We start from the raw sequence: 26971 nt of genomic DNA on the forward strand, positions 1-26971 counted from the left end.
CGTGTCTCGGTTGCTTACAAATGGGGGTAACTGCACCCAAAGGGTTAATGGTTGTAAATTTATGTGGTGAGGCTGGCCTTATTCACTGGTTATGGCCGTAAATGAACAGGTCGCAAGAATGGGGCGAGGAAAATTATTTGTTGTAAAGCTGTGATGTAACGGCTTGCAAATGCGGGAACAAGCCGATTGTCGATGTGGGGCCCGGCAACTTTCGGTATCCCCCGGTAGCCTTAAATTAAGACGCGAATCAATGAGTCAGGAGAACTGATGTCCGCACCTTCTATTCCTGGTCTCGAGGGCCAGGCCCCGACCGAGAACGCCGAACTGCTGCGCTGGATTGCTGAGGTCGTAGAACTGACCCAGCCAGACAAGGTTGTCTTTGCTGATGGCTCGGAAGAAGAGTGGAACCGCCTTACCCAGGACCTGGTTGATAAGGGAACTCTTATCAAGCTGAATGAGGAAAAGCGCCCGAACTCTTTCCTTGCCCGCTCTAACCCGAAGGACGTTGCTCGTGTGGAGTCCCGCACGTTCATCGCTTCTGAAAAGGAAGAGGACGCTGGCCCGACCAACAACTGGGCGGATCCGGTCGAGCTGAAGAAGGAAATGACCGAGCACTACCGCGGTTCCATGAAGGGCCGCACCATGTTCGTCGTTCCGTTCTGCATGGGTCCGATCACCGACCCGGAGCCGAAGCTGGGTGTTCAGCTGACCGACTCGGAATACGTGGTTCTCTCTATGCGAATCATGACCCGCATGGGTCAGGATGCCCTGGACAAGATTGGCCCGGACGGAGACTTCGTCCACGCTCTGCACTCCGTTGGCGCTCCGCTGGAGGAGGGCCAGGAGGACGTTGCATGGCCGTGCAACGATGAGAAGTACATCACCCAGTTCCCGGAGACCAAGGAGATTTGGTCCTACGGTTCCGGCTACGGCGGAAACGCCATCCTGGCCAAGAAGTGCTACGCACTGCGTATCGCTTCGGTCATGGCCAAGGAAGAGGGCTGGATGGCTGAGCACATGCTCATCCTGAAGCTCACTAATCCGGAGGGCAAGGCCTACCACATCGCCGCTGCATTCCCGTCTGCATGTGGTAAGACCAACCTGGCTATGCTGACTCCGACCATCGAGGGCTGGAAGGCCGAGGTCGTCGGCGACGACATTGCATGGCTGAAGTTCGGTGAGGACGGTCGCCTGTACGCTGTTAACCCGGAGAACGGCTTCTTCGGTGTTGCGCCGGGCACCAACTACTCCTCCAACCCGAACGCCATGAAGACCATGGAGGCCGGTAACACCCTGTTCACCAACGTCGCACTGACCGACGATGGTGACGTCTGGTGGGAAGGCATGGAAGGCAAGCCGGATCACCTCATTGACTGGAAGGGCAATGACTGGACTCCGGATTCCGACGAGCTGTCCTCGCACCCGAACTCCCGTTACTGTACCCCGATTTCGCAGTGCCCGGTCGCCGCACCGGAGTACGACGACCCGCAGGGTGTCCCGATCGACGCCATCCTGTTCGGTGGCCGCCGCCCGGACACTGTGCCGCTGGTAACCCAGGCACTGTCCTGGAACCACGCAACCTTCATCGGTGCAACCCTGGCTTCCGGCCAGACCGCTGCTTCCGCTGAGGCCAAGGTCGGCTCCCTGCGTCACGACCCGATGGCAATGCTGCCGTTCATTGGCTACAACGTCGGTGACTACCTGCAGCACTGGATCGACATGGGCGCCAAGGGCGGCGACAAGATGCCAGAGGTCTTCCTGGTCAACTGGTTCCGCCGTGGCGAAGACGGCCGCTTCCTGTGGCCGGGCTTCGGTGACAACTCTCGCGTTCTCAAGTGGATCATCGACCGCATTGAGGGCCGTGTTGGCGCCAAGGAGACCGTTGTTGGTCACACCGCTAAGGCAGAGGACCTGGACCTGACTGGCCTGGACATCGACTTTGAAGATGTCAAGGAAGCCCTGAAGGCACCGGCTGCTAAGTGGCAGGGTGACCTGCCGGACAACGAGGAGTGGCTGAAGTTCCTCGGCGACCGCGTTCCGCAGGAAGTCTGGGACGAGTTCGAGGCTCTGAAGGCTCGTATCGAGAAGAGCCTGCAGGACTAAGATCTTGCTAGCTAGCCTTGCTAAAAGCTAGAACCTAGAACCACCCCCTTGTTGCCCGAAGTGGCTGGCAAGGGGGTGGTTTGTGCAGTACAACGATGAAGGATGACACGCAATGCAACTAACGCTTTTCTCTGATTTGAGCCTGCGTGTCATCACTTTGATGGCGATGGGGGAGCTGGGGCGCAAATACACCGCTGCCGAGGTAGCGGAGTCTCTCAATGCGTCTCGCGCGCATGTTTCCAAGGTTGTCTCGCGGCTTGTGGAGCTCGGCTTCTTGGAAGCGGTCAAGGGGCGCAATGGTGGCATCTATCTGCGAGATTCGGCTACGGAAAAATCCGTCGGCAAGCTGCTGCGCACTCTGGAAAACAACGAGGTCGTCGATTGCGTCGGCACTGACTGCCCATTGCTGCCGACGTGCCTGTTGCGTGGCAAGTTAGCGGCCGCGCAGGAGGCGTTCTTCGCCGCGCTGGATCCGGTGTTGATTGCGGATCTCATTCCCGCCAAGCCGGTTGATGGTGCGGATGGTGATACTCCCGAGGGAGCTAGCGCGCCCGAGGGTTCTCGGCTGAATATTCGTCCGGTTTAGGCGTAGAGCTGAAGGCCTGATTTCGATTCGAAAAGAGCTGAGAGTGGTGCTGTCGAAGCCTGTCTGTCAAAACTTTCGGTGGCGCCGTTTCTGCAGCTAAAAGCGGTTGATTCGCAACTGCAAAGACTAATTTTGGCGCCAACAAACCATATTGCGCAAACAAAATGCGCAATATAGTGATAGTGTGAAGTCATGCCAAACCTGAATGTCAACAAGAACGGCCTGACTCCAGAGCAGGCCGAAGTCGTCACCCAAACCCTGCCCGTCGTCGGTGCCAACATCGAGAAAATCACGCCGAACTTCTACAACCGGATGTTCGCTGCTCACCCCGAACTCATTGCCGATACCTTCAACCGCGGCAACCAGAAGCAGGGGGCTCAGCAGAAGGCGCTGGCGGCATCCGTCGCTACCTTCGCAGCTACCCTGGTCGACCCAGACGCTCCTGCCCCGGAGGAACTGCTTTCCCGCATCGGCCACAAGCACATTTCCGTTGGTATCAAGCCGGAGCAGTACCCAATCGTGCACAAGCACCTCTTCGATGCCATCGAGGAAATCCTCACCCCAGAGGTCTTTCAGGGAGCTGTCCGCGACGCATGGGATGCCGTCTACCTGGAGATGCAGCGTGTTCTCATCAACTTCGAGAAGGGGCTCTATGACGACCTCGGTGTCGAAGCAGGTGATGTTTTCCGCGCCGCTCACGTCGTCTCTCGCGAAGAGCGCGGTGATGATGTCGCAGTATTCTCCGTCAAGCTTGACGACGAAACCCCCGTTTCCTACCTCCCGGGACAGTACATCTCCGTGCGTCAGACCATGCCGGACGGCGCCGGCCAGCTACGTCAATACTCTCTGGTCGGCGGCAAGGAAGGTGTTCTGACCTTCGCGGTTCGTCGTGTCGACGCCTCTGAGGACCTGCCGGCTGGCGAAGTTTCCACACAGCTGTGGGAAAAGGTGCAGCCGGGCGATGCCATCGAGATTTCTCTGCCGGCAGGCGACCTGGTGTTGGACACCAAATCAAACGACCCAGTGGTGCTTATTTCCGCAGGTATTGGCGCCACTCCCATGATCGGCATGCTGGATGCCCTGGTGGCTGCCGATTCCAAGCGTGATGTTGTCGTTCTCCACGCGGACCGCGCAGAAACCGCAGATGCCCTGCGCGCAGAGCGCAACAATGCTGTCGCCGCATTGGCCAATGCTCGCCAGCAGGTGTGGTACGAGCCGGATTTGATGAATCTGGCGGATGCGGAGCTGCCGGAGGGCGCTCAGTTCTACCTCTGTGGTGGCAACGGCTTCCTGCAGGCCATTCGCCAGCAGCTCGCCGATCGCGGTGTTGCTCGCGATAACGTTCACTTCGAGCTGTTCAGCCCGAACGATTGGCTGCTAGACGCTTAACGCCACAACCGCGCCGTCGCCATAAAAGTCGTCGTCACAAATAAAGCCAAATGACCAGCCGCGATATATGTCCGGGGCTGGTCATTTTGCAGTTTGTAGCATCGGCGGCTTCGTATTACTCGGCCAAGCCGGAAAGCTCCGCAACAACCTCGCCCGCATATTGAACCTCGCACTGCGCAAACCCAATACCTGCCCATAAGTTGAGATATTCAGAATCGCCGGCCTTATTCGCCGCGCCGCGAATCGGCGTGGTCAAGTAGTGCAGTTGCGGGTAAAGCTCCGGCGCGACCCTAGAAAACTCCCGAGTAAACGTGTTCTCGATGGCACGCGCAGGCTTACCGGAAAAGACGTGAGTCAAAACGGTGGCACGCTCCACCAAATCACGCAGTGCCCGTCGGTGCGTCTCCTTCGTACCCGCCTCCGCGGTGGTGAGGAACCGTGTGCCAACTTGCACAGCCACCGCGCCGGCTTCCATAAGCTTGACGACGTCCTCTCGGTTACCCACCCCACCAGCGGCGATGATAGGTACATCGGTCACTGCGCATGCTTCGGTGACTGCTTGGGCAAGCTCTTCTACAGAGGCCCCAATGCTGTCGGACGAATCCTTCCCCTCCACAAATGCGCGGTGCCCACCCGCAGCTAGTCCTTGCAGGACAATGCGATCAGCGCCAGCTGCAGCCGCCGCTCGTACGCCCTCAATTGAGGTCGCATTGAGCACCACGCTGCGGCCAGATTCCTTTACCTGAGCAATGACCTCGTTATCTGGGTAGCCAAAGGTAAAGGAGACGAACTTCAGGGCATCGGGATTGGGCAGAAAGTCATCAGCGAGAATTGCCTCGACTTTCGCCGAGAAGTAGTCATCTGACCAGGTCGGAGTGTCAGGCAAATCGATGTCGAAGTGGGCAGCAGCCGGCGCCAGACGATTACGAAAAGCGGTCCACTGAGCAAGTTCCTCCTCTGAGGTTCCGACACCGGCGTCAGCCGTGTTGGGGCAGAAGAGGTTGATGCCGAAACCTTTGCCGTCGTCAAGCAGTGTGCACGTCTGCTGTGCCTGTTCAGTGAGCTTTTCGACAGTGAGATATCCGGCGGCAAGGGTGCCAACCCCGCCAGCATTGGAAACGGCAGCGACGAGTTCGGGCGTGGATGGGCCACCGGCCATCGGCGCCAAAATGATTGATGAGCGTCGGAGGTTTTCGAGTGTCTGCGAGGTTGTACTGCTCATAGGGGCGAGAGTAACACTAAGGCCGGATTCCCCCGCGTGGGAGAACCCGGCCAATGCCGACGAACGACGTTGCGCAATAGACGCCGCGCTACCGCCTCAAGAACTCAAGAACTACTTGGTGCTCTCCGGCGGATCCAGCGGCATACCCTGGCCAGCGCGGTAGAACGGAATGTCCTGCGGTGCCAGCGGGGTCTTGCCGGCGATGAGGTCAGCGGCCTTTTCGGCAATCATCATAGTCGGTGCGTAGATATTGCCGTTGGTGATGCCCGGCATGACCGAAGCGTCAACCACGTAGAGGCCCTCGGTGCCGTGGACCTGCATGGTCTCCGGATCGACCACGGCCATCTCGTCGGAGGCCGGCCCCATCTTGCAGGTGCAGGATGGGTGCAGGGCGGTCTCGGCATCCTTGCGGACCCACTCGAGAATTTCCTCGTCGGTCTGCACATCTGCACCCGGGGAAATCTCGCCGTCGGTGTACTCCTTCATGGCCGGAGTGTCCAGCAACTTACGGGAGACCTTCACAGCCTCGACCCATTCACGGCGGTCCTGATCAGTGGACAGGTAGTTGAACAGGATCGACGGCTTGACCTTGATGTCCGAGGAGGTGATGTGGACATGGCCACGGGCATCCGAGTACATCGGACCAACGTGGAACTGGAAACCGTGCGGGCTATCGATCTTCGTGCCGTCGTAACGCATGGCCAGCGGCAGGAAGTGGAACATCAGGTTCGGGTAGGGCTCGTTGTCGTTGGAGCGCGCGAAACCGCCACCCTCGAAGTGCGACGTTGCCACCGGGCCCTTGTGGGTGAGCATCCACCACAGACCGATGAACGGCCAACGCCACTTCTCCAGGTACGGCTGTGAAGACACCGGCTGGGTGGCGTTGTACTGAATGTAGACCTCCAGGTGGTCCTGCAGGTTCTCGCCGACACCAGGCAGGTGCTTGACGACGTTCACTCCGGCGGCATTCAGAATCTTCTCATCGCCAACGCCGGAGACCTCGAGCAGCTGCGGAGAGTTGAAAGCGCCACCGCAGAGGATGACCTTGTCTGCTCGCACCTGGTGTGTACGACCCTTCCAGGTGTACTCGATGCCGACGGCCTTGGTGCCCTCGAAGAGGATGCGGGTGGCTTCTGCGCGGGTGCGGAGCTCCAGATTTGGACGCTGCAGGGCTGGGTGCAGGTATGCGCGGGCAGCGGAGAGGCGACGGCCCTTGTCGATGTTCGCGTCGAAGGGACCGAAGCCCTCCTGGCGGTAGCCGTTGACGTCCGGGGTGTAGTTGTAGCCGGCCTGCTGGACAGACTTGAAGAAGGCCTTGAACAGCGGAGAATCGGCCGGACCGCGCTTCATGCGCAGCGGACCGTCGTGGCCACGGCGCGGGTCATCCTTGTCGGAGCCCAGCGCATTTTCCATGCGCTTGAAGTAAGGCAGAACGTGGTTCCAGCCCCAGTTCTCCAGCCCCTTGGTGTCGCCCCACTTGTCGTAGTCCATGGGGTTACCGCGCTGGTAGATCTGGCCGTTGATGGAGGAGGAACCGCCGACGACCTTGCCGCGGGCGTGGTAGATACGGCGACCGTTCATCTCCGGTTCCGGCTCGGATTCGTACTTCCAGTCGTAGTACTTGTTGCCGATTGGGAAGGAGAATGCCGAAGGCATGTGAATGTAAAGGTCCCAGAGGGAGTCCATGCGGCCGGCCTCGAGTACGAGCACCTGCTGAGTGTGGTCTGCGGACAGCCGGTTAGCCAGCACAGAGCCGGCAGAGCCCGCGCCAACGATGACGACGTCGCGGTGTTCGACTGTGGTGTTGCCATTCTTTTTACCGAAGTTGAAGACAGCCGGGAAAGCTCCCATGTTCTGGTGTACCTCCGTAGGTTGTTTGCCGATGTATATCGGACTGGTTTTCAAGGACTGCGATAAGCCTCAAGCGATATTTAAAGGCGGGACCTATATATTGATAGTAGAATAGGTGGCCGGAGGCGTATCTCAAATCCTCTTCACATATATAGAATGGCATACAATTGGCATTCAATTCCAGTTGAAATGGTTTTAAACGCCGTGAAAACTAGATAAAGATGCAGGTAATGGTGTTGAAATTGGGGTTAAGGAATTCTTCTGAATCGATTCTAAGACTTGAGGGATTATTCAAACTAGGTATGCTGGGTTAGTTCCCGAATCTGAAGGATTTTCCTATGTCTGATACTCCGCCAACTGAGAAGGTAACGGAGGAAAAATCTGGATCGTCGCAAGAAATGCAGCGATCGCAGTCGGTCCCTCCACAACAAGCGCAAGCGAGTGTGACCTCCGAGCCTGAGGTCAACTGGCCTGTATTTATTATTTCAGGTGTTGGCATTCTTGCCATTGCCCTGTGGGCTATTTTTGCCCCGGACAATGCAGCGGACACCCTAGCTGGCATTGTCGCCTGGGTATCGAAGAACTTCGGCTGGTTCTATATTGTGACCGCGACGGTGGCAGTGCTCTTCATGCTCTACGTCGCTATCTCGCGAACGGGACAGATTAAGCTCGGCCCCGATCACGCCAAGCCTCAGTTTGGTCTGTTCTCCTGGGCCTCTATGCTCTTTGCGGCGGGTATCGGCATTGACCTGCTCTTCTTCTCGGTAGCAGAGCCGGTGGCACAGTACTATGGCCCGCCGACCGGAGATGCGGAGACCATCGAAGCCGCGCGTCAGGCAGTGGTGTTCACGCTCTTCCACTATGGTGTGACCGGTTGGGCACTCTACGCCCTGATGGGTATGGCATTCGGCTACTTCGCGTATCGCCTGAACATGCCGCTGACCATTCGTTCGGCGCTCTATCCGATTATCGGCAAGCGCATCCACGGCCCCGCTGGTGAAGCGGTCGAAATCGCGGCGATGCTGGGTACCGTTTTCGGTGTCGCAACCTCGCTGGGTATCGGCGTCGTCCAGCTGAATTACGGCCTGCGTGTGCTGTTCGGGGTGGATGAGAGTACGTCCTGGCAGATCGCTCTAATCGTCGTGGCCGTATCGGTGGCTATCGCCTCCGCAGTTTCCGGTGTCGACAAGGGAATTCGTCGTCTCTCGGAGCTCAACGTTGGCCTGGCCATCTGCTTGATGCTCTACATCCTGGTTACCGGCCGCACCGCGTTCCTGTTTGACGCACTGGTGATGAACGTCGGTGAGTACGTCTCGAAGTTCCCGTCCATGACTATGGATACCTACGCGTTCTCCGGAGCGCAGGAATGGTTGAACTCCTGGACCCTGTTCTTCTGGGCTTGGTGGGTGGCCTGGGCACCGTTCGTCGGTTTGTTCCTGGCTCGCATTTCCCGTGGCCGTAGTCTGCGTCAGTTTGTCGTCGGCACGCTGACCATTCCATTCCTCTTCGTTCTGATGTGGGTATCGGTGTTCGGTAACTCGGCTCTGGACCTGGTTATCGGTGGCGATTCGGAGTTTGGGCAGACTGCATTGGATTACCCGGAGCGCGCCTTCTACCTTCTGCTAGAGCAGTACCCGGCACCGATGTTGGTGGCGGCAGTCGCCTCCCTGATCGGTCTGCTGCTCTACATCACCTCGGCTGACTCGGCAGCACTGGTGATGAGTAACTTCACTTCGAAGATCACCGACACACAGCAGGACGGTAAGAAGTGGACCCGTATTTTCTGGGCTGTCGTGGTCGGTGTGCTGACCATCGCGATGCTCTACGTCGGCGGTATTCCGACACTGCAGTCCGCGACGATTGTGATGGGCCTGCCGTTCGCCTTTGTCATCTATCTGGTGATGTATGGCCTCTTTAAGTCGCTGCGACTGGAGCTGCTGCAACAGGATTCGACACGTCGAGCCCTCCATGGGGCGATGTCGGGCCGCGCCGTAGATGGCGAACAGGGCGACTGGCGTAAGCGACTTGCCCGCTCCATGTCCTTCCCGGGCAAGAAGCCAGTCATGCGCTACCTCGACCGAGTGGTACAGCCCGCGCTTGAACAGGTGGCAGAAGCTATCAGGGATCGTGGCGGCGAAGTGACGCTGCACCGTGAACCAGCAGAAGAAGTTGGCATCGACCAGATTGACCTGCAGGTCGGTTTCGGCGAGGAGATGAGCTTCCGCTACCAGGTCTATCCGGTTGAACACTTGACGCCGTCTTTCGCTGGCCTGGTACACCTGGACAGTGATGCTGATATTTACTACTACCGTCTCGAGGTCTTCACGCTTACCGGCTCGCTCGGCTACGACGTCTATGGCTACACCCAAGAGCAGCTGATTTCCGACGTCCTCGACCTCTACGAACGGCACTTGGAGTTCCTGCATATGCAGTCTGATCTCCCGGGCACCTCAGATCTGTCCGATAATGCCGAACCTGTCCGCGAATGGTCTGATGACTACGCCAAGGAGGATTCCTAAATGACCTTTAAGCCTTCCACTACTGATAAGGCTCTCGCAACCGAGACCGCCAAATCTCACGAAGGGGCCGCCACGCTGTTTATCAACGGCACCTGGTCCGCTGCAGCCGCTGGCAATACTCGCACCATCGAGTGCCCGGCCGACGGCTCTTTCATCGCCGAGGTCGCAGAAGCAGACGCAACCGACACCGAGCGCGCCATCGCCGCCGCCGACGCTGCTTTCCGACGTACCGGAGAAGGTTCCTGGGCATCCTGGAGCACAGCTGAGCGCAGCAAGTTGGTACTCGATATCGGAGCTGCCATCAGGCAGCGCAAGGACGAATTTGCCTGGGCAGAGGCTATGGATACCGGCAAGCGCCTGCCTGAGGCGGCAGCCGATATGGATGACATCATTGCCTGCTTTGAGTACTTCGGGAAGCTCGCGGGCAATGATGCCGGTCGTCTCGTGGATGCGGATGACCCGTCCGTCGTCGCGCGTATTGTGCGTGAACCTGTTGGTGTCTGTGGCCTGATTACGCCGTGGAACTACCCACTGCTGCAGACCGCATGGAAGGTTGCACCGGCGCTGGCCACGGGCAATACCTTTGTGCTCAAGCCGGCGGAGCTGACTCCGCACACAGCAATTCTGCTCATGCACGTCATCGATGATCTGGGTGTTCCGGCAGGCGTTGCCAACCTCATTACCGGAGCCGGTGCCGAAGCGGGCGCACCGCTGTCCTCGCATCCGAAGGTGGACATGGTCTCCTTCACTGGCGGTCTTGTCACTGGCAAGATTATTGCTGGTGAAGCGGCTAAGTCTGTGAAGAAGGTCGCGCTTGAGCTCGGCGGCAAGAACCCGAACATCATCTTCGCCGACGCCGATTACGAAGCCGCTTTGGACAATGCCCTCAATGCTGCGTTCCTGCACTCCGGTCAGGTGTGCTCGGCGGGCGCTCGCTTGATTGTGGAGGAGTCCATCGCCGAGAAGTTTGTCGACGATCTGGTCGAGCGCGCCGGACACATCCAGCTCGGCGGTCCGCTCGACGAGAAGGCCGAGACCGGTGCGCTGATTTCGAAGCAGCACCTGGATAAGGTCGCGGCATACGTCGATCGAGCTCGTGAGCAGGGCGCTCGTGTGCGCGTAGGCGGCGAGATCGCCACGGGCACCACCGCCGATGGTTCCGCCTCGCTTGCCGACGGCTACTTCTACCTCCCAACCGTGATTGACCAGGTCACCCGCGATATGGACTGCGTCCACGACGAAGCCTTTGGCCCGGTAGTGACGGTGGAGACCTTCACCACGGTTGACGAGGCCATCGAGATCGGCAACGACACCGAATACGGCCTGGCCGGTGCGGTGTGGTCATCCAACCGCGAGGTGTCTGAGCGCGTTTCCCGCGAGCTGCGTCACGGTACCGTCTGGATCAACGACTTTGGCCCCTACCTGCCACAGGCCGAGTGGGGTGGCTTTGGTCAGTCCGGTATTGGCCGCGAGCTGGGCCCGACCGGCCTGGAGGAGTACACCGAAGCCAAGCTGGTCTACGAGAACACAGCACCGGCTGTTACCGGTTGGTTCGAGGATCGTCGTTAAATAACTCGGAACAAGCCCGAGTAAAAATACGGGAAAACGACCCATCGGCCGTTATACTCACCGATTGAAAAAAATCGACTCTGCGCACAACTGCGATAAAGGTTTGCAGTTGTGCGCATTTTGTTCTCTAAAGGACATCTGCCGTGAACGCTACTACTCGCTCCGACAATGCCAGTTCTAGTACCGCCAGTGGGCCAGATACTGCCTGCGCCGATACTGCCAGCACCGCCGCGACCTTCACCCGCTTCACCTGGCGCCAGCATGTCATCGCCTGGGCTGTGCATGCCTTCACGCTGACCGGTTTGGTGTGGGCAACGCTGGCTGCGGTCGCACTGCTGGAGGGCAGCCCACATTGGATGTGGCTCTGGCTGGGCATTGCCCTCGTCGTCGATGGTGTCGACGGCAATATGGCGCGTAAGCATCACATCAAGGAAGTCGTCCCGTGGTTTAACGGCGCAGTGGTGGACAACATCGTCGACTATCTCACCTGGACCGCCATACCCGCGGCTTTCATGGTTATGTATCTGCCACTGGGGCCACGGCCGTTGGCGATTGCCCTGATTATTTTGGTCCTGGTGTCGTCGATGTTCTGCTATGCCAACGAAGCCGCCAAGTCCGGCGACTACTACTTCGTTGGTTTCCCTGCCGCGTGGAACATCGTGGCAGTCTTGCTGTGGGTATGGAACGCGCCCATGGCGGTGTGCATCGCTGCCATTTTTATCTTCAGCGCAATGACGCTGGTGCCGCTGCACTACACGCATCCATTCCGCGTGGAACGCGGCCGGATTGCCAACATTGCCGCAACGTTCATCTGGATTGTCTCGACCGGCATGCTTATCGCAAGTGAGACGATGGCAGCGTCGTTAAGCAAGGCGTCTATCCACGGGCTTGTGGCTGTCAACGTTGCCGCCGGTGCCTGGCTGATTATTGGCGGCGTGCGGCGCTCGCTTAGCGGTCGCTAGCGGCAGTTGGTGGGTGGTTGGCGCAGGATTGCGGAGATGGCGCGGTCGCGCAGCCAGCGGACGTATTCGACGGCGCAGGCTGCGACAATTAACGCGATGACAAAGATGGTGACCCACATCGGATAATCGCGCCCATTGGCCCAGAAGTAGACGTAAGGCGAGACGAAAGTCACTAGGGTGATCAGGAGCCCCAGCATTCTTCGGCCGAATGAGCGGCCGGTGATCATCTCGACAATTCCCCAGGTGTAGGGGATAGCGGTAATGATGTCGATGCTCCACAGCACCCAGACATTGCCGTGGAATCCGGGGACGAAAACCACAGGTAGCGCGCGGAGCGAAGAGTAGACCATTACCACCAGATAGGCCAACACTTTCGGGTTGTAGAGCAGGCGCCACACGGGGTTGCGCTCGATGAGTTTGGTCCCGACTTTGCGTAGTGCATGCAGATCCTTTTGCTGCATGACCAGCGTATTTGTTCCCTCCAGCAGGTAAGCGAGCAGTTTTTGCTGCTCGAGACTGCCGTGTGCCCAGGCCTGCACCAGCTCGCTTGGCGAGATAGCGATGGGCACCAGTGGTTCTCCGCGCTGTTTCAGCGCAGTGGGAAGCTCGAGGGTACTGCCATCGAGCTTATCGACGGCCAGTTCCGGGCCCACCACATGAACGATGTCGCCGCCGAGGATGTTTTGTACCTTGTCCACATCACTTTCGGGCAGCGAGCTGAACCAGAGTAGCTGCCGGGAGGAAATTGCCATCCGCAAGGCGGTGCCCAGAGCTTCTGCCGCGTCATCGATGGCGTAAAAGTCCTGCGTGTTGGTGTGGGCGAGTGAACGCAAGCTGTCGATTGTCACGACATTTTTGGCATTGAGCTCGCTGAGGCGGGCCACGCCGGAAATATCGATGACCGCCTGAGGGTCAAGGGCGAAAGCATGGGTAAAAGGAAGGTCGAGTATCGAGCGCATCGCAAGGAGCCGCTGGTGTCGCTGGTGTCCAACCAGGGCTGAATTCTGTGCGCTCATAGTGTTTTAGCTTGCCACAACTTGCGCTTCTCACCAGCAACTATACGGTTCGGTCTGTCTATTGGCAGGTGTTCTACCCTGTGAAAACTTCATTAAGTTGGACTTTTTTCGCTGTGTAGAGTAGCTTCTAATCCACTAATAGACAGGTCTGTTCATTATGGCTTTGATGGCGGACTGGCTCATAAATTTAGGAGAAACACTCTCATGCTCATCTCAGGACTAGCGCTGGGCGCCGTGCTCGGCTTTGTTATGCAGCGAGGACGCTTCTGCGTCACCGGCTTCTTGCGCGACATCTTCACTCAGCGCAGCTGGCGCGGCTTCGTCGCCCTGCTGATTGTTATTTCCGTCCACGCCATCGGCCTGGCCGCACTGACCAGCGCCGGCGTGATTACTCCCGAATACAACGAGCTGGCACCGCTGGCCGTTATTGTCGGTGGCGTTATCTTCGGACTTGGTATCGTCCTGGCCGGTGGCTGCGCCTCGGGTACCTGGTACCGCTCCGGTGAGGGCCTGATCGGCTCCTGGATCGCACTGGTCTTTTACGCCCTATCCGCTGCTGCCATGAAGACTGGCTTCCTCAACGGCCTGCAGGATTCCCTGAAGGAACGCACCGTCGGCCTGACCAGCATTCACGCCTCTCTGGGCATTAGCATCTGGCCACTGGTCATCGCGCTGAGCGCCGTCACGGCATACTTCGCTGTCCGCTTCCTGCGCGAAGAATTCTCCGGTCCGCGCCCGGCCACTCTGGCGCCGCGCAAGTCCGGTCTCGCGCACATTCTGACTGAAAAGGCCTGGCACGTGTACGCCACCGCCGCCATCGTCGGTGTACTTGGCGTTATCGCATGGCCGCTGTCCGCCGCCACCGGCCGCAACGACGGCCTCGGCATCACGACTCCGTCCTCCAACCTCGCCAACTACGTTGTTACTGGTGACACCGAGCGTTTCGACTGGGGCGTCCTCCTCGTCCTCGGCATCCTCGTCGGCTCCTTCATCGCGGCCAAGGCCTCCGGTGAATTCCGCCTCCGCGTCCCGGACGCCACCCAGGGTGCACGCTCGGTCGTCGGCGGCATCTTCATGGGTGTCGGCGCTGCGTGGGCCGGCGGCTGCACCGTCGGTAACGGCATGGTTCAGACCTCGCTGTTCAGCTACCAGGGTTGGCTCGCACTGGCGTCCATCGCCGCAGGTGTCGCTATCGCCGCAAAGCTCTGGCTGAAGCCGTCCGCATCTTCGCTTAACGACGTCCCGAGCACCCCTTCCACCACCAACGACACAGCGGTATCGGCAACTGCTCCGGTCACTTCGGCTGCTACTTCGCCTGTGTCCCTGCCGGGTAGCGAAGGTGCCGGTGTCGCTGGCACCGAGGCCTCCCCGCTGGCGGGTGCCTTTACTGTCGCGCCGGTAGCGTTGCTCGACCGGAGCGTCGTCAAGCAGGAAGACGGCAAGCTCAAGCCACTGGGCGATGGGCGTTACGAGCTCGACACCGTCGGCGCGGTGTGCCCCTTCCCGCTGATCGAGGCCAAGGACGCGATCAACAAGATTGAGGTCGGCGAGGAGCTGGTGATCCCATTCGACTGCACCCAGGCCACGGATGCGATTCCGCGCTGGGCTGCGAAGGATGGCCACGAGGTCACCAACTTTGAGCAGACCGGTGAAGCTGGCTGGACGATTTCCGTCCGCCGCGGGAAGTAAGGCATGGTGACGGCGGGGGAGCGTTGTTAGGGTGAGGGCATAGATTGATTGACATCAACAACAAAGGAGCTCAACCATGGCAAAGAATATTCGACCACTAGATGCTCTCGTAGTCGCGGGTGCCGCCAGCGTCCTTGTGCTGGCCGGTTGCTCCTCCGATGATTCGGCTAGTACTGAGGCAAGCAGCACTGTTAGCGAGACCAGCTCTTCCGTGTCGGCCACCAGCACTGAGGGCCATGACGACATGGATGATATGGACGATGCCGATGAGCATGGCGGTCATGGTGACCATGGTGATGACGCGATGGCCGGCCATGACCATCCGGCCGATGGTGGTCCGGCTCCAGAGGGAATGATTGCGGCGGACAACGCGAAGTTCCCGGTCGGCAGTGAAGTGCAGGTTCTCGCCGATCACATGCCGGGCATGAAGGGTGCAGAAGGCAAGGTTGTTGGTGTTTTCAACACCACTACCTACTCCGTTTCCTACACCCCGACCGATGGCAGTGAGCCGGTGAAGGACCACCGCTGGGTCGTTCATGAGGAGCTGGAGAACCCAGGCGAAGCACCGCTTGCCGACGGCTCCGAGATCACCATCAACGCCGAGCATATGGCGGGCATGAAGGGGGCCAAGGGCACTGTTGACTACTCCACCCAGGAGCCGGTGTACATGGTCGACATTGACGATGATGGTATGACCATGAAGAACCACAAGTGGGTTACTGAAAGCGAGCTTGCTCCGGAGGACTAGCAGGCTGTCTGGACGGTCTTTCCGGATAGCTTTCTCTCTTCTCCCGCTCAATCCGCTCCGACTCAAAATCGCCCAGCCACTTCACGACACCTATGTCACCTCATGCCGCCTCCACAGCTGGTACGAGGTGACGCCTGTGTCGTGAAGTGGCCCAGAGGGGGGCGGAGCGAAGTGCCCTGGGGAAACAGGCCACTGCCCAGCTACAGATCCAAATCCAACGACGCACCTGGGATGGCGTCCAGCAGCCGCTGGGTGTATTCCTTCTCCGGGTGGTCGAAGAGATCGTCGGTCGGACGGTGTTCAACCATCTTGCCGTGCTCCATCACGATGACCTCATCAGCCACCTGCCGCACCACAGCGAGGTCGTGCGTAATAAAGAGGTAGGCCAAATCCATCTCTTCCTGCAGCTCAGCGAGTAGTTCGAGCACCTGAGCCTGCACCACCACGTCGAGGGCCGATACTGCCTCGTCACAGACCACAACCTCAGGGTTCAGGGCCAGCGCACGCGCAATCGCCACACGCTGACGCTGACCACCCGACAGCTCACCGGGGAAGCGGCGCCCCATCTCCGCGGGAAGTGCGACGCGGTCGAGAAGCTCGAATACGCGCTGCTCACGCTCCTTCTTGGTGCCAATCTTGTGAATCCGCAGCGGCTCCTCGATGGAGGAATGCACCGTGCGCATCGGGTCCAGCGTCGCATACGGGTTCTGGAAAATCGGCTGAATGCGACGCCGCAGCTCCAGCTCCTCTTTACGACTCCGGCCTTGGACGCGTTTGCCGTCGAAAAGCACTTCGCCCTCTGTCGGATCGAGCAGCCCCAGTGCCATATTGGCGACAGTGGACTTACCCGAACCGGATTCGCCCACGATACCGATGGTGCGACCGCGACGCAGCGTAAAGCTGATGTCATCGACGGCGCGAAAGGAATCCTTGCGCCACGGACGGTCGCCGGGGATGGCAAAGTCGCGCACCAGATTCTTCGCGACCAGAATTTCCTTCTGCTCGTGATCCGCAGTCGTCGGTGCCGCCACCACGCGGTCACCGCGCCGGGCAGCCAGCGACGGCGCGGCCGCGATCAGCTGCTTGGTGTACGCGTGCTGCGGGTGTGTGAGGACTTCCAACGCAGGACCAGTCTCAACGACATGTCCTGCTTGCATAACGACGAGTCGGTCGGCGCGTTCGGCAGCTAAACCGAGGTCATGGGTAATCAGAACCACGGAGGTGCCGAGTTCGCTAGTGAGCTTGTCGAGGTGGTCGAGGATCTTCTTCGCCACGGTCACGTCGAGAGCGGAAGTGGGCTCATCGGCAATCAGTAGCTTTGGGTGCGCGGCCAAGCCCATCGCGATAAGCGCGCGCTGGCGCATACCACCGGAGAACTCGTGCGGGTACTGGTCGATACGCTTTTTAGCGTTCGGCAGGCCAGCCTGTTCCAGCAGCTCAATCGCCTTTTTGTGGGCCTCGGAGCCAGTGGCGATGCTGTTGGCGCGCAGCGCCTCCTTAATCTGGGAACCGACGGTCCACACTGGATTGAGATTGGTCATCGGATCCTGGGGGACCAGGCCGATGCCGTTGCCGCGGATGCTAACAAACTCGCGGTCGGTCAGGTGTGTGATGTCACGGCCATCGAAGGTGATGGTGCCACCGGTGACTTCACCATCACCGGGCAACAGCCCCAGCGCGGCGTGGACAGTGGTGGACTTACCCGAGCCGGACTCGCCGACAATGGCGACCGTCTCACCGGGGAAAACCTCAAGGTCGACGTCATGCACCACATCGGTCAACGATTTACTGCGGCGGCCGGACGCTGTGGTCGTCGGAAAGCCAATGCAGACATCCTTCAAGGTGAGAATGGGCGCTGCGGAAGTATTGGTGTCGGTGCTCATCGACGACGCTCCTTCGGGTCGAGAGAATCCTTCAAAGCGTCACCCATGAGGATGAAGCCGAGAACGGTAATCGCCAGGGCGAGTGCTGGCCAGAACAGGTTGGACGGGGCCTGGCGGAGCACCTGCTGTGCGACAGAGATGTCGTTGCCCCAGGAAACGGTGGTCGTCGGCAAGCCAATGCCCAAGTAGGACAGCGTGGCCTCGGCGACGATGTAAATACCCAGTGAGGTCGTGGCCATGACGATGACAGGGGCGAGGCAGTTCGGCAGCACATGGCGGAAGAGAATGCCGGTGCTGGACAGACCGAGCGCCTTGGAGGCGGTGACGTATTCCTCGTTCTTCACCGAGATCACCGAGGAACGCACCACGCGCGCCATCTGCGGCCAGCCGAAAGCAGCGAGCACGAAGACCACGGACCAGATGGTGCGTTCGGTAAACAGCTGCATCAGCACGATGCCGGCGAGAATCAGGGGGATGGCAAAGAACATGTCCGTGATGCGGGAGAGCACCGCGTCGACCCAACCGCCGAGATAGCCAGCGATGGCACCGAGGATGATGCCCACCACGGTCACGGCCAGGGTGACGCCGATGCCGACGATGACCGAGGCGCGGGCACCGTAGATGACACGGGCGTAGACGTCGTAGCCCTGCTGAGTGAAGCCCATCGGGTGGCCGTCACGGGCTGGGGCCAGCGAGTCACGCAGGTTTGCCGCCGTCGGGTCCACAGAGGTGAACAGCGACGGGAATGCGGCCACTGCGATGGAGAGCAAAATAATGAATGCGGAAACCCAGAACAGTGGGCGGTAACGCAGGTTCTGCCAGGCCGAACCCCAGAGCCCCAGTGGTGGGGTATCCGGCAACTGCTTGTGGTCGGGGTTCGTCGCCTGCGCGGTGCCGGTATGCACGGCGTTGGCCTGCTTTTCTGGCTGAGTCGAATCTAACTGCGTCGAATCTGGCTTAGGCATAACGAATCCTCGGATCCAGGACTGCGTAGAGCAAGTCGATGAGCAAGTTGGCGAACATGTAAATAACCACCAGGATGGTCACGATGCTGACCACGGTGGGAGCTTCACCAATCTGGACGGCGTGGAAGATCAGGCCACCGATACCGGGCACGTTGAAGATGCCCTCGGTGACAATTGCGCCACCCATCAGAGCAGCGAGATCAGCGCCGATGAAGGTCACAACGGGAATTAGCGAGTTGCGCAAGATGTGGCGGCGGGTGACTTCAGAGGTTGGCAAGCCCTTGGCGCGGGCAGTGCGCACGAAGTCGGCATGGCGTGCCGACGAGACCTCGGAGCGCGTCAGTCGCAGAACATAAGCAACCGAGACGAGACCCAGCACGAATGCCGGCAGCAGCAGGGAGGTAAAGGAGGCATCGCTACCAACGGTGGGGGAGACAATCTCCCAGCGCACACCGAAGAGGTAGCGGGCCACGAAGCCGAGCACGAAGGTCGGAGTTGCGATAACCAGCAGGGACATCACCAGAACGGTGGAGTCGAAGAAGCCACCCTTGCGCATACCGGCAATAACGCCGAGGCCGATACCGAAAATGGCCTCAATGGCAACGGCCATCAGCGCCAGGCGAATCGTAATAGGGAAGGCCAGCGCGATTTCCTCGCCGACCGAGCGACCGGAGAAGGTCTCGCCCATATCCAGGGTGAACAGGCCCTTGAGGTACTCCCAGTACTGGACGAGGAAAGGCTCATCCAGGTGGTAGTGGGCGCGCAGTGCTGCGACCTGCTCCGGTGGCAGCTGCTTATCGCCAGCCAGTGCGGCAATGGGGTCGCCTGGCATGGCGAAGACCATTGCATAAATCAGCAGTGTGGCACCGAAGAAAACCGGCACCATCTGTAGGAGTCTCTTTCCGATATACCAACCCATGGTGCTAGTCCTTCTCAATCATTGGGTAGTCCAAGATGCCGTCCCACATCACTACGGCATTGCGCAGCTTCGGGTTCCACGCCACCGAAGCATTGGGGTACCACAGCGGAATCGCTGGCAGGTCCTCCATCAGCACAGACTGAGCCTTGACATAAATCGGCTTGGCATCTTCTGCGCTCTTTGCCGAGGCCGCCTCCTGAATCAGCTTGTCGAACTCCGGGTTCGAGTAGTGGTAGTCATTCGAGGAACCGCCAGTGACGAACTGCGGGATCATGTAGTTGGCCACTGACGGGTAGTCCGCTGACCAGCCAGTGCGGTAGCCGCTGGTGATGGTCTCGTTGGAGATTTCATCGCGCAACTGCTTGAAGGTCGGGTAGGCCTTGCCGTGGGAATCGATGCCGAGGGTTTCGCCAATCATGTTGGTCACCGCTTCGACCCACTGCTGGTGTCCGCCGTCGGCGTTGTAGGCGATGTCGAACGAGCCGGTAAACGGCGCAATTTTGTTGGCTTCGGCCCACAGTTGGCGGGCCTTCTTCGGGTTGTATTCCAGCACCTCTTGGCCAGGTACGTTCGGGTCAAGGTCGCCGAGCGTCAACGAGCTGAACTCGCGCGCCGGGGTGCGGGTGTCGAAGAAAATCTTCTCAGTGATTAGTTTCCGGTCAATCGCCATGGAAATCGCTTGACGACGAAGCTTGCCCTCTTCACCCGAAAAACCTGGCAGATTTCGCGGAATTGCGAAGTACTGCGAAGAGGAGGTCGGGACGTTTGCGCTGGAGTCGGGGAAGTCGGTTTGGAAGCTGGCGAGAGCCGTTGGTGGAATTGTGCGTGGCAGCGTGTCCAGGCGGCCGGCCTGGAGGTCTGCATATGCGGTGTCCACGTCCGAGTAGAAGCGGTATACCAGGCCGTTGTTACGGGCCTTGTGCTCACCGGCGAAGTCATCATTGCGAACCACAGTTAGCTGGTTGTTGTGCAGCCAAGCGCGGCCTTCGGCCATCTTGTACGGTCCATTGCCGATTGGGTGTTCACCGAAAGCCTTCTTGTCTTCGAACGCGGCCTTCGGCAGCGGCATAAACGCGACATAGCCGAGGCTGAGCGGGAAGGAAGAATCTGGGTTGGTCAGATCCACGGTGAACCTCAGGTCATCGACCTTTTTCAGGCCGGAGAGGGTTTTCTCCGTGGCCTTTTCTCCCGAGACTGCATCAAAACCCTGCACGTTGGCGAAGAAGGACTGCTGCTTCTGCAGGTTCGGTCCGTAGGCAGCGTAATTCCAGGCATCGATGTAGCTCTGCGCGGTGACTGGTTCGCCGTTGTGGAAGGTCCAGCCCGGTTTCAGCGTGATGTCGAAATGAGTCGAGTCCTCGTTGGGCTTAATTTCTGCCGCATGGTCCAGGATCATCGAGCCGTCGGTGTCGTAGCGCACCAGACCTGAGTAGAGCATGCGGAGGATATCGCCACCACCGGTTTCATTGGTGTCAGTGGTGTACAGCGGCGACTGTGGTTCGGAGTTCTGGACCACAATGAACCCCGCGCCGACCTGTTGCTGGTCAGTGCTGCAGGCAGCGAGCGCGCTTCCTGGCAAGGCGATTACCAGCAAAGCCGCCAGGATCTGGCGGACATGCAGCGTGAACTTTCCTTTTCCGCTGAGCGTTGTTGCGTGCAGTTTTGTGGCACGGGACTTCTCTCGCTGTCGGAGCTTCCGCCGGAGTTTCTGCCGGGTGTGGAAGGGGCCGGAGGCAACGGGTCTATGCATCGCGAGCCTTTCTAGATTCTGCCAGATAGGCGATATGAATTTGGTGATCGGCTCACTCCAAATGACTTAGATACCCACCTCCCACCTGCATAGGCAATGGTGGTGGTGACAACTTGGGTGTGGTGGGCTCTAAGGTTTGGATACGACCGTTCAATACAGTCTCTAACCATACAAGTCCAAAAAACATATGAGTATTAATCAGGCGAACCATCCCTTATTTGACGGTGTCTTTTACCCTCGATTGGGGAGTTAATCCTGTGCAGTGGTGCAACGTTGTAACATCCTGGCACCCCCGCAGGGGTTGGGGCTGCTGAATTTCTGGCTGTCCCACCGCCGGGCTCCTGTCCGGCCCCATCCGCGACTTCACGACACAGGTGTCACCTCATGCCACCTCCACAGCTGGCACGAGGTGACACCTGTGTCGTGAAGTGGGCTTTGGAAGAGGAAGTGGACTTTGGAGGAGGCGGAGAGGCAGCGCATTAAGTCCCACAGTACGAGTGGAAAGCACCCAACTCCCGCGGTGCCGGCTCCGTGAACCCCGCAGGGACGTCTTGCGACTCAAAGGGGTTGGTTACCGCCTCCAGCAGGTGCCGGTAGTCGGTCAGATCCCCCGCCCCTGCCGCCGCTAACGCTTCCGTGACCAGGTAGTTTCGCGGAATATACAGCGGATTCGTTTCCTCCATAAGTGTCAGGGCCGTCGTCTGGTCGATTCCCAGCTCTTCCCGCGTCTGCTTCCACAACTGCCCCCACTCAGCCGCGGCGGCGGGGAACGCAGGATCAGCGGTCAGCCTGGTCAGCGCAGCCAACGCAGCAACTGTATCCCCATCACCATCGGCAAGAACCTCAATCAGCGCCCGATGAGCATTCGTGTGGTCGAGCCCAAACTTCGCCAGCAACGCCTGCCACTGCTGCACCAGGGGGATGGCCAGCGGGTCGTCGTAAAGCGAGGGGAGAATCCCCAACTTGGGCAGCCACCTGCGGCTGAGCGCATCGGTGAATTCGTCGGCGAATTCGCCCAGGATGTCGCGGGCGCGTGCGAGGGCATCCTCCGGGGTGCCTGCGAAATGCGGTAGCAATGTCTCCGCGAGCTTCGACATGTTCCACCCCGCGATTGTTGGCTGCGCGCCGTACGCGTACCGACCGCCGTGATCAATGCTGCTAAACACCGCCCGCGAATCGTGCGCATCCAGAAACGCACACGGCCCAAAGTCGATGGTCTCGCCCGCGATGCTGGCATTGTCGGTGTTCATCACGCCGTGGACAAATCCGCAGGCCAGCCACGCCGCAACGAGATTGGCTTGCCGCTTGACGACGTCCCGGAGAACCGACTCCGCCGAACTCTCGTAGCCGTGCCGCTGCGCGGCGAACTCGATGAGCCGATCCATGATTCCGGTGTCCGTTCCGGAGCGAGCGACCAGCTCGAACGTGCCAACTCGCAGGTGGCTGGATGCTACGCGCACGACAATGCCGCCCGGTTGAAGTTCGGTGGTGGGGTCGGTGTTGTCGAATGGGGTTTGCGAGCCGCGGTAAATCTCTTCGCCGGTTTTGATGACCGCCAGCGCGCGGGTGGTGGGGATGCCGAGCGCATACATGGCTTCGCTGATGAGGTACTCCCGCAGGGCGGAGGTCAGCGTGGCTTTGCCGTCACCGCCACGGGAGAAGGGTGTGGGGCCGGTGCCTTTCGCCTGAATCTCGTAGGCCTGGGTGTTGTCGCTGCGGGTTGTCTCTTTGGGGTAATCCGGCAGTCCAGTCAGCCCCGGTTCAGCCTCAACTGTGGCAAGCAAGAGCGCGCGACCATCACCGAGTAGGCCTGCGAAGTTACCGAACTGGTGGCCGGCGTAGGCCGTGGCCATCGGGGTTGTGTATGCGCCGGGTGGGGTATCGGTTTCCTTGCCGACTCCGCGGCCAGTGAGGAACTTCAGGCCAGCGTCTGACCGGAGCCACTGTGGGGAGAGACCGAGCTGGCTCGCGAGTTCGTCGTTAAGCATGATTAGCTGCGGCGATGGGGCGTCAAACCCCTGCTGGTCGATAGCGAGTTCAGGCAGTGCGGAGGGCAGATCAACGACGTTTCTAGCCATGTGCGCAGTTTAACGGGTAGGCCGAATTGGGGTTGGTGCGCTGGTGCGTTCAGCGGTGCTACGCCGTTGACGTGGCCTCGAAGGCGAAAAACCCCGGTTACTGGAACAATTCCAGCAACCGGGGTGCGCTCGGGGTAGTCCTACTTCTTCAGGGACTCCGGAGCGTTGAAGCGCTCACCGTGCTTAGCGGCCAGCTCTTCGGCGCGCTCGACGAAGCCCGCGACGCCGCGGCGCTCCGGGTGAGCTGCGGCCGGGTCGACAACAGTGGCGCCGTCGTAGTTCTTAATGAACTGGCGAGTACCACCGGTCCAGGCCGGGTAGCCGATACCGAAGATGGAGCCGATGTTGCCGTCGGCGTCGTGAAGCAGAACGCCCTCGTCGACGCACTTCTGAGTCTCGATGGCCTCGATGAAGAGCATGCGGTCGACCAGCTCCTGCAGGTCGGTGTCCTCCGGAGCGATCGGGGCGATGTTCAGCTCCTCACGGAGCTCATTGAACAGGCCCGGCCAGAGACCGGAGCGCTTGCCGTCGACGTACTCGTAGAAGCCCTTACCCTCGAGCTTGCCCGGGCGCTCGAACTTGTGCAGCATGGCCTCGACCAAAGCCGGTACGCCGCCCTCGTCCAAGGTCTGACCTGCAGCCTCGGCGGCAGCGCGGGTCTCGCCAGCGATCTTCTCCATGAGTTTGAGGTTAAGCTCGTCGGCAAGCTGGAGCTGCGGTGCCGGGTAACCAGCCTGGCGACCAGCGGCCTCGATGATGGCCGGGTCGTAGCCCTCAGCGACCATACGCAGGGCCTCGTTGATGACGGTGCCGATGACGCGGGAGGTGTAGAAACCGCGGGAGTCGGTGACAACAATCGGGATCTTGCGGATTGCAACAGCGAAGTCCAGCGAAGCGGCGAGGATTGCCGGGTCGGTGTTGTCGCCGGAGATGATCTCAATCAGCTGCATCTTGTCCACCGGGGAGAAGAAGTGCAGGCCGATGAAGTCCTTCTCACGCTTGACGTGGGAAGCCAGCTCGGTGATCGGAAGGGTGGAGGTGTTGGAGCCCAGGATGCAGGTCTCCGGAACTGCGGCCTCGATCTCGGCGTGAACCTTGTGCTTGAGGTCGGTGTTCTCGAAGACGGCCTCGATGACCAGGTCGACGTCAGACAGGTCATCGTAGGACTCGGTCGGCTTGATGCGGTTTAGCAGTGCTGCGGACTTCTCCTCAGTGGTGCGACCGCGCTTGAGAGCCTTGGCCTCCAGACCCTCGGAGTAGGCCTTGCCGCGCTCGGCGTTCTCCAGGGAAATGTCCTTCAGGACAACTTCCATGCCAGCCTTTGCACACACGTAGGCAATACCTGCGCCCATCATGCCGGCGCCGACAACGGCAACCTTCTTGAACTCGCGCTTCGGGTACGGGGTGCCGTCAGCCTGCAGCGGACGGGAGCCGCCGCCCTGAGCGTGGTTGAGGTCGAAGAAGAACGCCTGCATCATGTTCTTCGACTGGGTGCCGGTGACCAGCTCGGTGAAGTAGCGGGACTCGATACGCAGTGCGGTGTCGATGTCGACCTGAGCGCCCTCGATGGCAGCCTGCATAGCAAGGCGCGGAGCCTTCATCGGGGAACCCTTGAGCTGCTTGGTCAGGTTTGCCGGGAAGGACGGCAGGTTCATTGCGAACTTAGGAGTCTTCGGGTCGCCACCCGGGATCTTGAAGCCCTTCTCGTCCCACGGCTGTGCTGCCTTGGCATCTTCGCTGGTCAGCCATGCACGAGCAGTGTCGATGAGCTGCTCCGGAGCAACAACCTCGTCAACGAGGCCAGCTGCGAGAGCCTTGCCCGGGTTCATCTGCGCGCCGGTCAGAATGACCTTCATCAGCGCGTCCTGAATGCCCAGCATGCGAACGACGCGGGAGACGCCGCCGCCACCCGGCAGCAGGCCGAGGGTGACCTCCGGCAGGCCAATCTTGGAACCGCGGGCATCGGCAGCAACGCGGTGGTTAGCAGCCAGTGCGACCTCGAGGCCGCCGCCCAGTGCTGCGCCGTTGATGGCAGCAACAATCGGCACCGGGAGCTTCTCCAGGCGACGCAGGGAAGCCTTCATGTCCTCGACCATGTTGAACATGTCAGCTGCATCGTCCTCAGTGGCCTTGGACATCTGCTTGATGTCGCCGCCTGCGAAGAAAGTCTTCTTCGCAGAGGTGATGATAATGCCCTTGATGGAGGTCTCAGAGCCGTCGCCAATTTCGTTTTCCAGGCGCTCCACGGTGGCGCGGATGTCGTCCTGGAAGGTCTGGTTCATGGTGTTGACCGGTGCATTCGGGTCATCCATGGTGAGGGTGACGATTCCGGCGTCGTCCTGATCCCACCGGAACATGTTATCTGTGCTCATAAATCAGTCAGTCCTTTGTGGTTATCGCGGTGTGACCGCGGTAATTGTCGCTGTGAGTTTCGTTCCGGTTTGCTTTAGACGCGCTCGATGATGGTTGCAACACCCATGCCGCCAGCCACGCAGAGCGAGATGAGGGCGTAGCGGCCACCGGTGCGGTGCAGCTCGTCGATTGCGGCGCCGGTGATCATGGCACCGGTTGCACCCAGCGGGTGACCCATGGCCATTGCGCCACCGTTGATGTTGAGCTTGTCGTAGTCGATGCCCAGGTTCTGCTGAGCGTGCTTGACGACGGCGGCAAACGCCTCGTTGATTTCCCACACGTCGATATCGTCGACGGTCAGGTTTGCCTTGGCCAGTGCCTCGCGGACAGCCGGCTCGATGCCGGTCAGCATGATGGTCGGCTCGACACCATTGACTGCGGTGGCGACAACGCGTGCGCGTGGGGTGAGCCCCATGTCAGCGCCGGCCTTCTCAGAACCAACCAGGGTCAGTGCAGCGCCGTCGACGATGCCGGAGGAGTTACCTGCGTGGTGGACGTGGTTGATGCGCTCGAGCTGCGGGTACTTCTTCAGTGCAACTGCGTCGAAGCCACCCTGCTCACCCATCATGGTGAAGGCTGCGCGCAGGCCGGAGAGGGACTCTGCGGAGACGCCTTCGCGGATGGTCTCATCGCGGTCGAGGATGGTCAGACCGTTAGCGTCCTTGACTGGGACAACGGAGCGGTCGAAGCGGCCCTCGGACCATGCCTTTGCGGCACGGGCGTGGGAGAGTGCTGCCATTTCGTCGAGGGACTCGCGGTCAAAGCCGTCAAGTGATGCAATCAGGTCAGCGGAGATACCCTGCGGGACGAAGTCAGTTGCGAACGAGACCTGTGCATCCATTGCCATTGCGCCGCCGTCGGACATCATTGGCACGCGGGACATGGACTCGACGCCACCGGCGAGGACGAGCTCGTCCATGCCGGAGCGGACCTTCTGAGCAGCCAAGTTGATGGCTGAGAGGCCCGAAGCGCAGAAGCGGTTGATCTGGACACCGCCGGTGCGGTACGGCAGACCTGCGGTGAGTGCTGCGGTGCGGGCAATGTCCGCACCCTGGTCGCCGACCGGGCTGACGCAGCCAACGATGAGGTCGCTGATGCGTTCTTCATCCAGCTCCGGGAAGCGGTTGCGAATTTCGTCGATGAGGCCGACGAGAAGTGATACCGGGCGTACCTCGTGGAGGGAGCCGTCCTTCTTGCCCTTGCCGCGCGGGGTGCGAATTGCCTCGTAGATGAAGGCTTCGCCGCCCGGCTGAATGGTGGCGGAAGTCATGTGTTTTTACCTCACAGATTCGTCGTAAAGTGTCGTGCGT

18 protein-coding genes are annotated in these 26971 nt (G+C 59.9%); 8 read left to right on the top strand and 10 right to left on the bottom strand.

From position 1 onward, the window contains the following. The first annotated feature begins 267 nt into the window (after positions 1–267). From HMPREF2547_RS06795 to HMPREF2547_RS06805, 3 genes are all read left to right on the top strand, one after another. A complete protein-coding gene (locus HMPREF2547_RS06795) occupies positions 268–2103 on the top strand; it encodes a phosphoenolpyruvate carboxykinase (GTP) (protein ID WP_069359740.1) in 1836 nt (611 codons plus the stop codon). Positions 2104–2215: 112 nt separating this feature from the next. Further along, entirely contained in the window at positions 2216–2689 is a 474-nt protein-coding gene (locus tag HMPREF2547_RS06800) for an Rrf2 family transcriptional regulator (protein WP_070605254.1), read from the top strand. A 192-nt stretch (positions 2690–2881) separates the two neighbouring features. Further along, complete coding sequence (locus HMPREF2547_RS06805) at positions 2882–4078, top strand: globin domain-containing protein (RefSeq protein ID WP_070605256.1); 1197 nt, start codon at positions 2882–2884, stop codon at positions 4076–4078. 115 nt (positions 4079–4193) lie between these two features. On the opposite strand, the gene HMPREF2547_RS06810 is transcribed toward HMPREF2547_RS06805, so the two are convergent. Next, positions 4194–5300: an NAD(P)H-dependent flavin oxidoreductase gene (locus tag HMPREF2547_RS06810; RefSeq protein ID WP_070605258.1), complete on the bottom strand. Its 1107-nt coding sequence runs from the start codon at positions 5298–5300 to the stop codon at positions 4194–4196. Between the two features lie 111 nt (positions 5301–5411). Then, positions 5412–7151, bottom strand: a complete 1740-nt coding sequence (gene betA, locus HMPREF2547_RS06815; RefSeq protein WP_049171795.1) for a choline dehydrogenase — start codon at positions 7149–7151, stop codon at positions 5412–5414. Positions 7152–7489: 338 nt separating this feature from the next. Between betA and betT the strand changes: the two genes are divergently transcribed. From betT to HMPREF2547_RS06830, 3 genes are all read left to right on the top strand, one after another. Then, the gene (gene betT / locus HMPREF2547_RS06820) at positions 7490–9670 is read left to right on the top strand and encodes a choline BCCT transporter BetT (protein ID WP_070605261.1); all 2181 of its coding nucleotides are present in this window, start codon (positions 7490–7492) and stop codon (positions 9668–9670) included. Then, on the top strand, positions 9671–11239 hold the full coding sequence (locus HMPREF2547_RS06825; protein ID WP_049171791.1) for an aldehyde dehydrogenase family protein: 1569 nt from the start codon (positions 9671–9673) through the stop codon (positions 11237–11239). A gap of 143 nt (positions 11240–11382) precedes the next feature. Then, positions 11383–12201 (top strand): CDP-alcohol phosphatidyltransferase family protein, encoded by an 819-nt coding sequence (locus tag HMPREF2547_RS06830; RefSeq protein ID WP_080971496.1) that lies wholly within the window; start codon positions 11383–11385, stop codon positions 12199–12201. Here the strand turns inward: HMPREF2547_RS06830 and HMPREF2547_RS06835 are convergent. After that, on the bottom strand, positions 12198–13217 hold the full coding sequence (locus HMPREF2547_RS06835; protein ID WP_070605262.1) for a hypothetical protein: 1020 nt from the start codon (positions 13215–13217) through the stop codon (positions 12198–12200). The genes HMPREF2547_RS06830 and HMPREF2547_RS06835 overlap by 4 nt on opposite strands. A gap of 204 nt (positions 13218–13421) precedes the next feature. Between HMPREF2547_RS06835 and HMPREF2547_RS06840 the strand changes: the two genes are divergently transcribed. Then, the gene (locus HMPREF2547_RS06840) at positions 13422–14906 is read left to right on the top strand and encodes a YeeE/YedE thiosulfate transporter family protein (protein ID WP_016421620.1); all 1485 of its coding nucleotides are present in this window, start codon (positions 13422–13424) and stop codon (positions 14904–14906) included. A gap of 76 nt (positions 14907–14982) precedes the next feature. After that, a complete protein-coding gene (locus HMPREF2547_RS06845; RefSeq protein WP_083296871.1) occupies positions 14983–15654 on the top strand; it encodes a YdhK family protein in 672 nt (223 codons plus the stop codon). Positions 15655–15854: 200 nt separating this feature from the next. On the opposite strand, the gene HMPREF2547_RS06850 is transcribed toward HMPREF2547_RS06845, so the two are convergent. The 7 genes from HMPREF2547_RS06850 to HMPREF2547_RS06880 form a co-directional block, all read right to left on the bottom strand. Continuing rightward, entirely contained in the window at positions 15855–17537 is a 1683-nt protein-coding gene (locus tag HMPREF2547_RS06850) for a dipeptide ABC transporter ATP-binding protein (RefSeq protein WP_070605265.1), read from the bottom strand. Then, on the bottom strand, positions 17534–18502 hold the full coding sequence (locus HMPREF2547_RS06855) for an ABC transporter permease (RefSeq protein WP_070605268.1): 969 nt from the start codon (positions 18500–18502) through the stop codon (positions 17534–17536). Before HMPREF2547_RS06855 ends, HMPREF2547_RS06850 begins: the two co-directional genes overlap by 4 nt. Continuing rightward, complete coding sequence (locus HMPREF2547_RS06860; protein WP_016421610.1) at positions 18495–19421, bottom strand: ABC transporter permease; 927 nt, start codon at positions 19419–19421, stop codon at positions 18495–18497. Before HMPREF2547_RS06860 ends, HMPREF2547_RS06855 begins: the two co-directional genes overlap by 8 nt. A 4-nt stretch (positions 19422–19425) precedes the next feature. Beyond that, positions 19426–21171, bottom strand: coding sequence for a peptide ABC transporter substrate-binding protein (locus HMPREF2547_RS06865; RefSeq protein WP_070605270.1), 1746 nt, complete (start codon positions 21169–21171; stop codon positions 19426–19428). 479 nt (positions 21172–21650) lie between these two features. Beyond that, positions 21651–23249 carry a protein adenylyltransferase SelO family protein gene (locus tag HMPREF2547_RS06870; protein ID WP_070605273.1) on the bottom strand — a complete coding sequence of 533 codons (1599 nt, stop codon included), beginning with the start codon at positions 23247–23249 and terminating at the stop codon, positions 21651–21653. A 140-nt stretch (positions 23250–23389) separates the two neighbouring features. Further along, positions 23390–25621: a 3-hydroxyacyl-CoA dehydrogenase NAD-binding domain-containing protein gene (locus tag HMPREF2547_RS06875; RefSeq protein WP_070605277.1), complete on the bottom strand. Its 2232-nt coding sequence runs from the start codon at positions 25619–25621 to the stop codon at positions 23390–23392. Between the two features lie 74 nt (positions 25622–25695). Continuing rightward, positions 25696–26931, bottom strand: a complete 1236-nt coding sequence (locus HMPREF2547_RS06880; RefSeq protein WP_048734356.1) for an acetyl-CoA C-acetyltransferase — start codon at positions 26929–26931, stop codon at positions 25696–25698. Between the last annotated feature and the right edge of the window lie 40 nt (positions 26932–26971).

It is taken from the genome of Corynebacterium sp. HMSC055G02 (assembly GCF_001809065.1).
GTDB lineage: Bacteria > Actinomycetota > Actinomycetes > Mycobacteriales > Mycobacteriaceae > Corynebacterium > Corynebacterium jeikeium_D.

Bases quoted from the DNA above. Each gene is read 5' to 3' on its own strand.
- HMPREF2547_RS06795 (WP_069359740.1), top strand. From the start codon at position 268: ATGTCCGCACCTTCTATTCCTGGTCTCGAGGGCCAGGCCCCGACCGAG.
- HMPREF2547_RS06800 (WP_070605254.1), top strand. From the start codon at position 2,216: ATGCAACTAACGCTTTTCTCTGATTTGAGCCTGCGTGTCATCACTTTG.
- HMPREF2547_RS06805 (WP_070605256.1), top strand. From the start codon at position 2,882: ATGCCAAACCTGAATGTCAACAAGAACGGCCTGACTCCAGAGCAGGCC.
- HMPREF2547_RS06810 (WP_070605258.1), bottom strand. From the start codon at position 5,300: ATGAGCAGTACAACCTCGCAGACACTCGAAAACCTCCGACGCTCATCA.
- betA (WP_049171795.1), bottom strand. From the start codon at position 7,151: ATGGGAGCTTTCCCGGCTGTCTTCAACTTCGGTAAAAAGAATGGCAAC.
- betT (WP_070605261.1), top strand. From the start codon at position 7,490: ATGTCTGATACTCCGCCAACTGAGAAGGTAACGGAGGAAAAATCTGGA.
- HMPREF2547_RS06825 (WP_049171791.1), top strand. From the start codon at position 9,671: ATGACCTTTAAGCCTTCCACTACTGATAAGGCTCTCGCAACCGAGACC.
- HMPREF2547_RS06835 (WP_070605262.1), bottom strand. From the start codon at position 13,217: ATGAGCGCACAGAATTCAGCCCTGGTTGGACACCAGCGACACCAGCGG.
- HMPREF2547_RS06840 (WP_016421620.1), top strand. From the start codon at position 13,422: ATGCTCATCTCAGGACTAGCGCTGGGCGCCGTGCTCGGCTTTGTTATG.
- HMPREF2547_RS06845 (WP_083296871.1), top strand. From the start codon at position 14,983: ATGGCAAAGAATATTCGACCACTAGATGCTCTCGTAGTCGCGGGTGCC.
- HMPREF2547_RS06850 (WP_070605265.1), bottom strand. From the start codon at position 17,537: ATGAGCACCGACACCAATACTTCCGCAGCGCCCATTCTCACCTTGAAG.
- HMPREF2547_RS06855 (WP_070605268.1), bottom strand. From the start codon at position 18,502: ATGCCTAAGCCAGATTCGACGCAGTTAGATTCGACTCAGCCAGAAAAG.
- HMPREF2547_RS06860 (WP_016421610.1), bottom strand. From the start codon at position 19,421: ATGGGTTGGTATATCGGAAAGAGACTCCTACAGATGGTGCCGGTTTTC.
- HMPREF2547_RS06865 (WP_070605270.1), bottom strand. From the start codon at position 21,171: ATGCATAGACCCGTTGCCTCCGGCCCCTTCCACACCCGGCAGAAACTC.
- HMPREF2547_RS06870 (WP_070605273.1), bottom strand. From the start codon at position 23,249: ATGGCTAGAAACGTCGTTGATCTGCCCTCCGCACTGCCTGAACTCGCT.
- HMPREF2547_RS06875 (WP_070605277.1), bottom strand. From the start codon at position 25,621: ATGAGCACAGATAACATGTTCCGGTGGGATCAGGACGACGCCGGAATC.
- HMPREF2547_RS06880 (WP_048734356.1), bottom strand. From the start codon at position 26,931: ATGACTTCCGCCACCATTCAGCCGGGCGGCGAAGCCTTCATCTACGAG.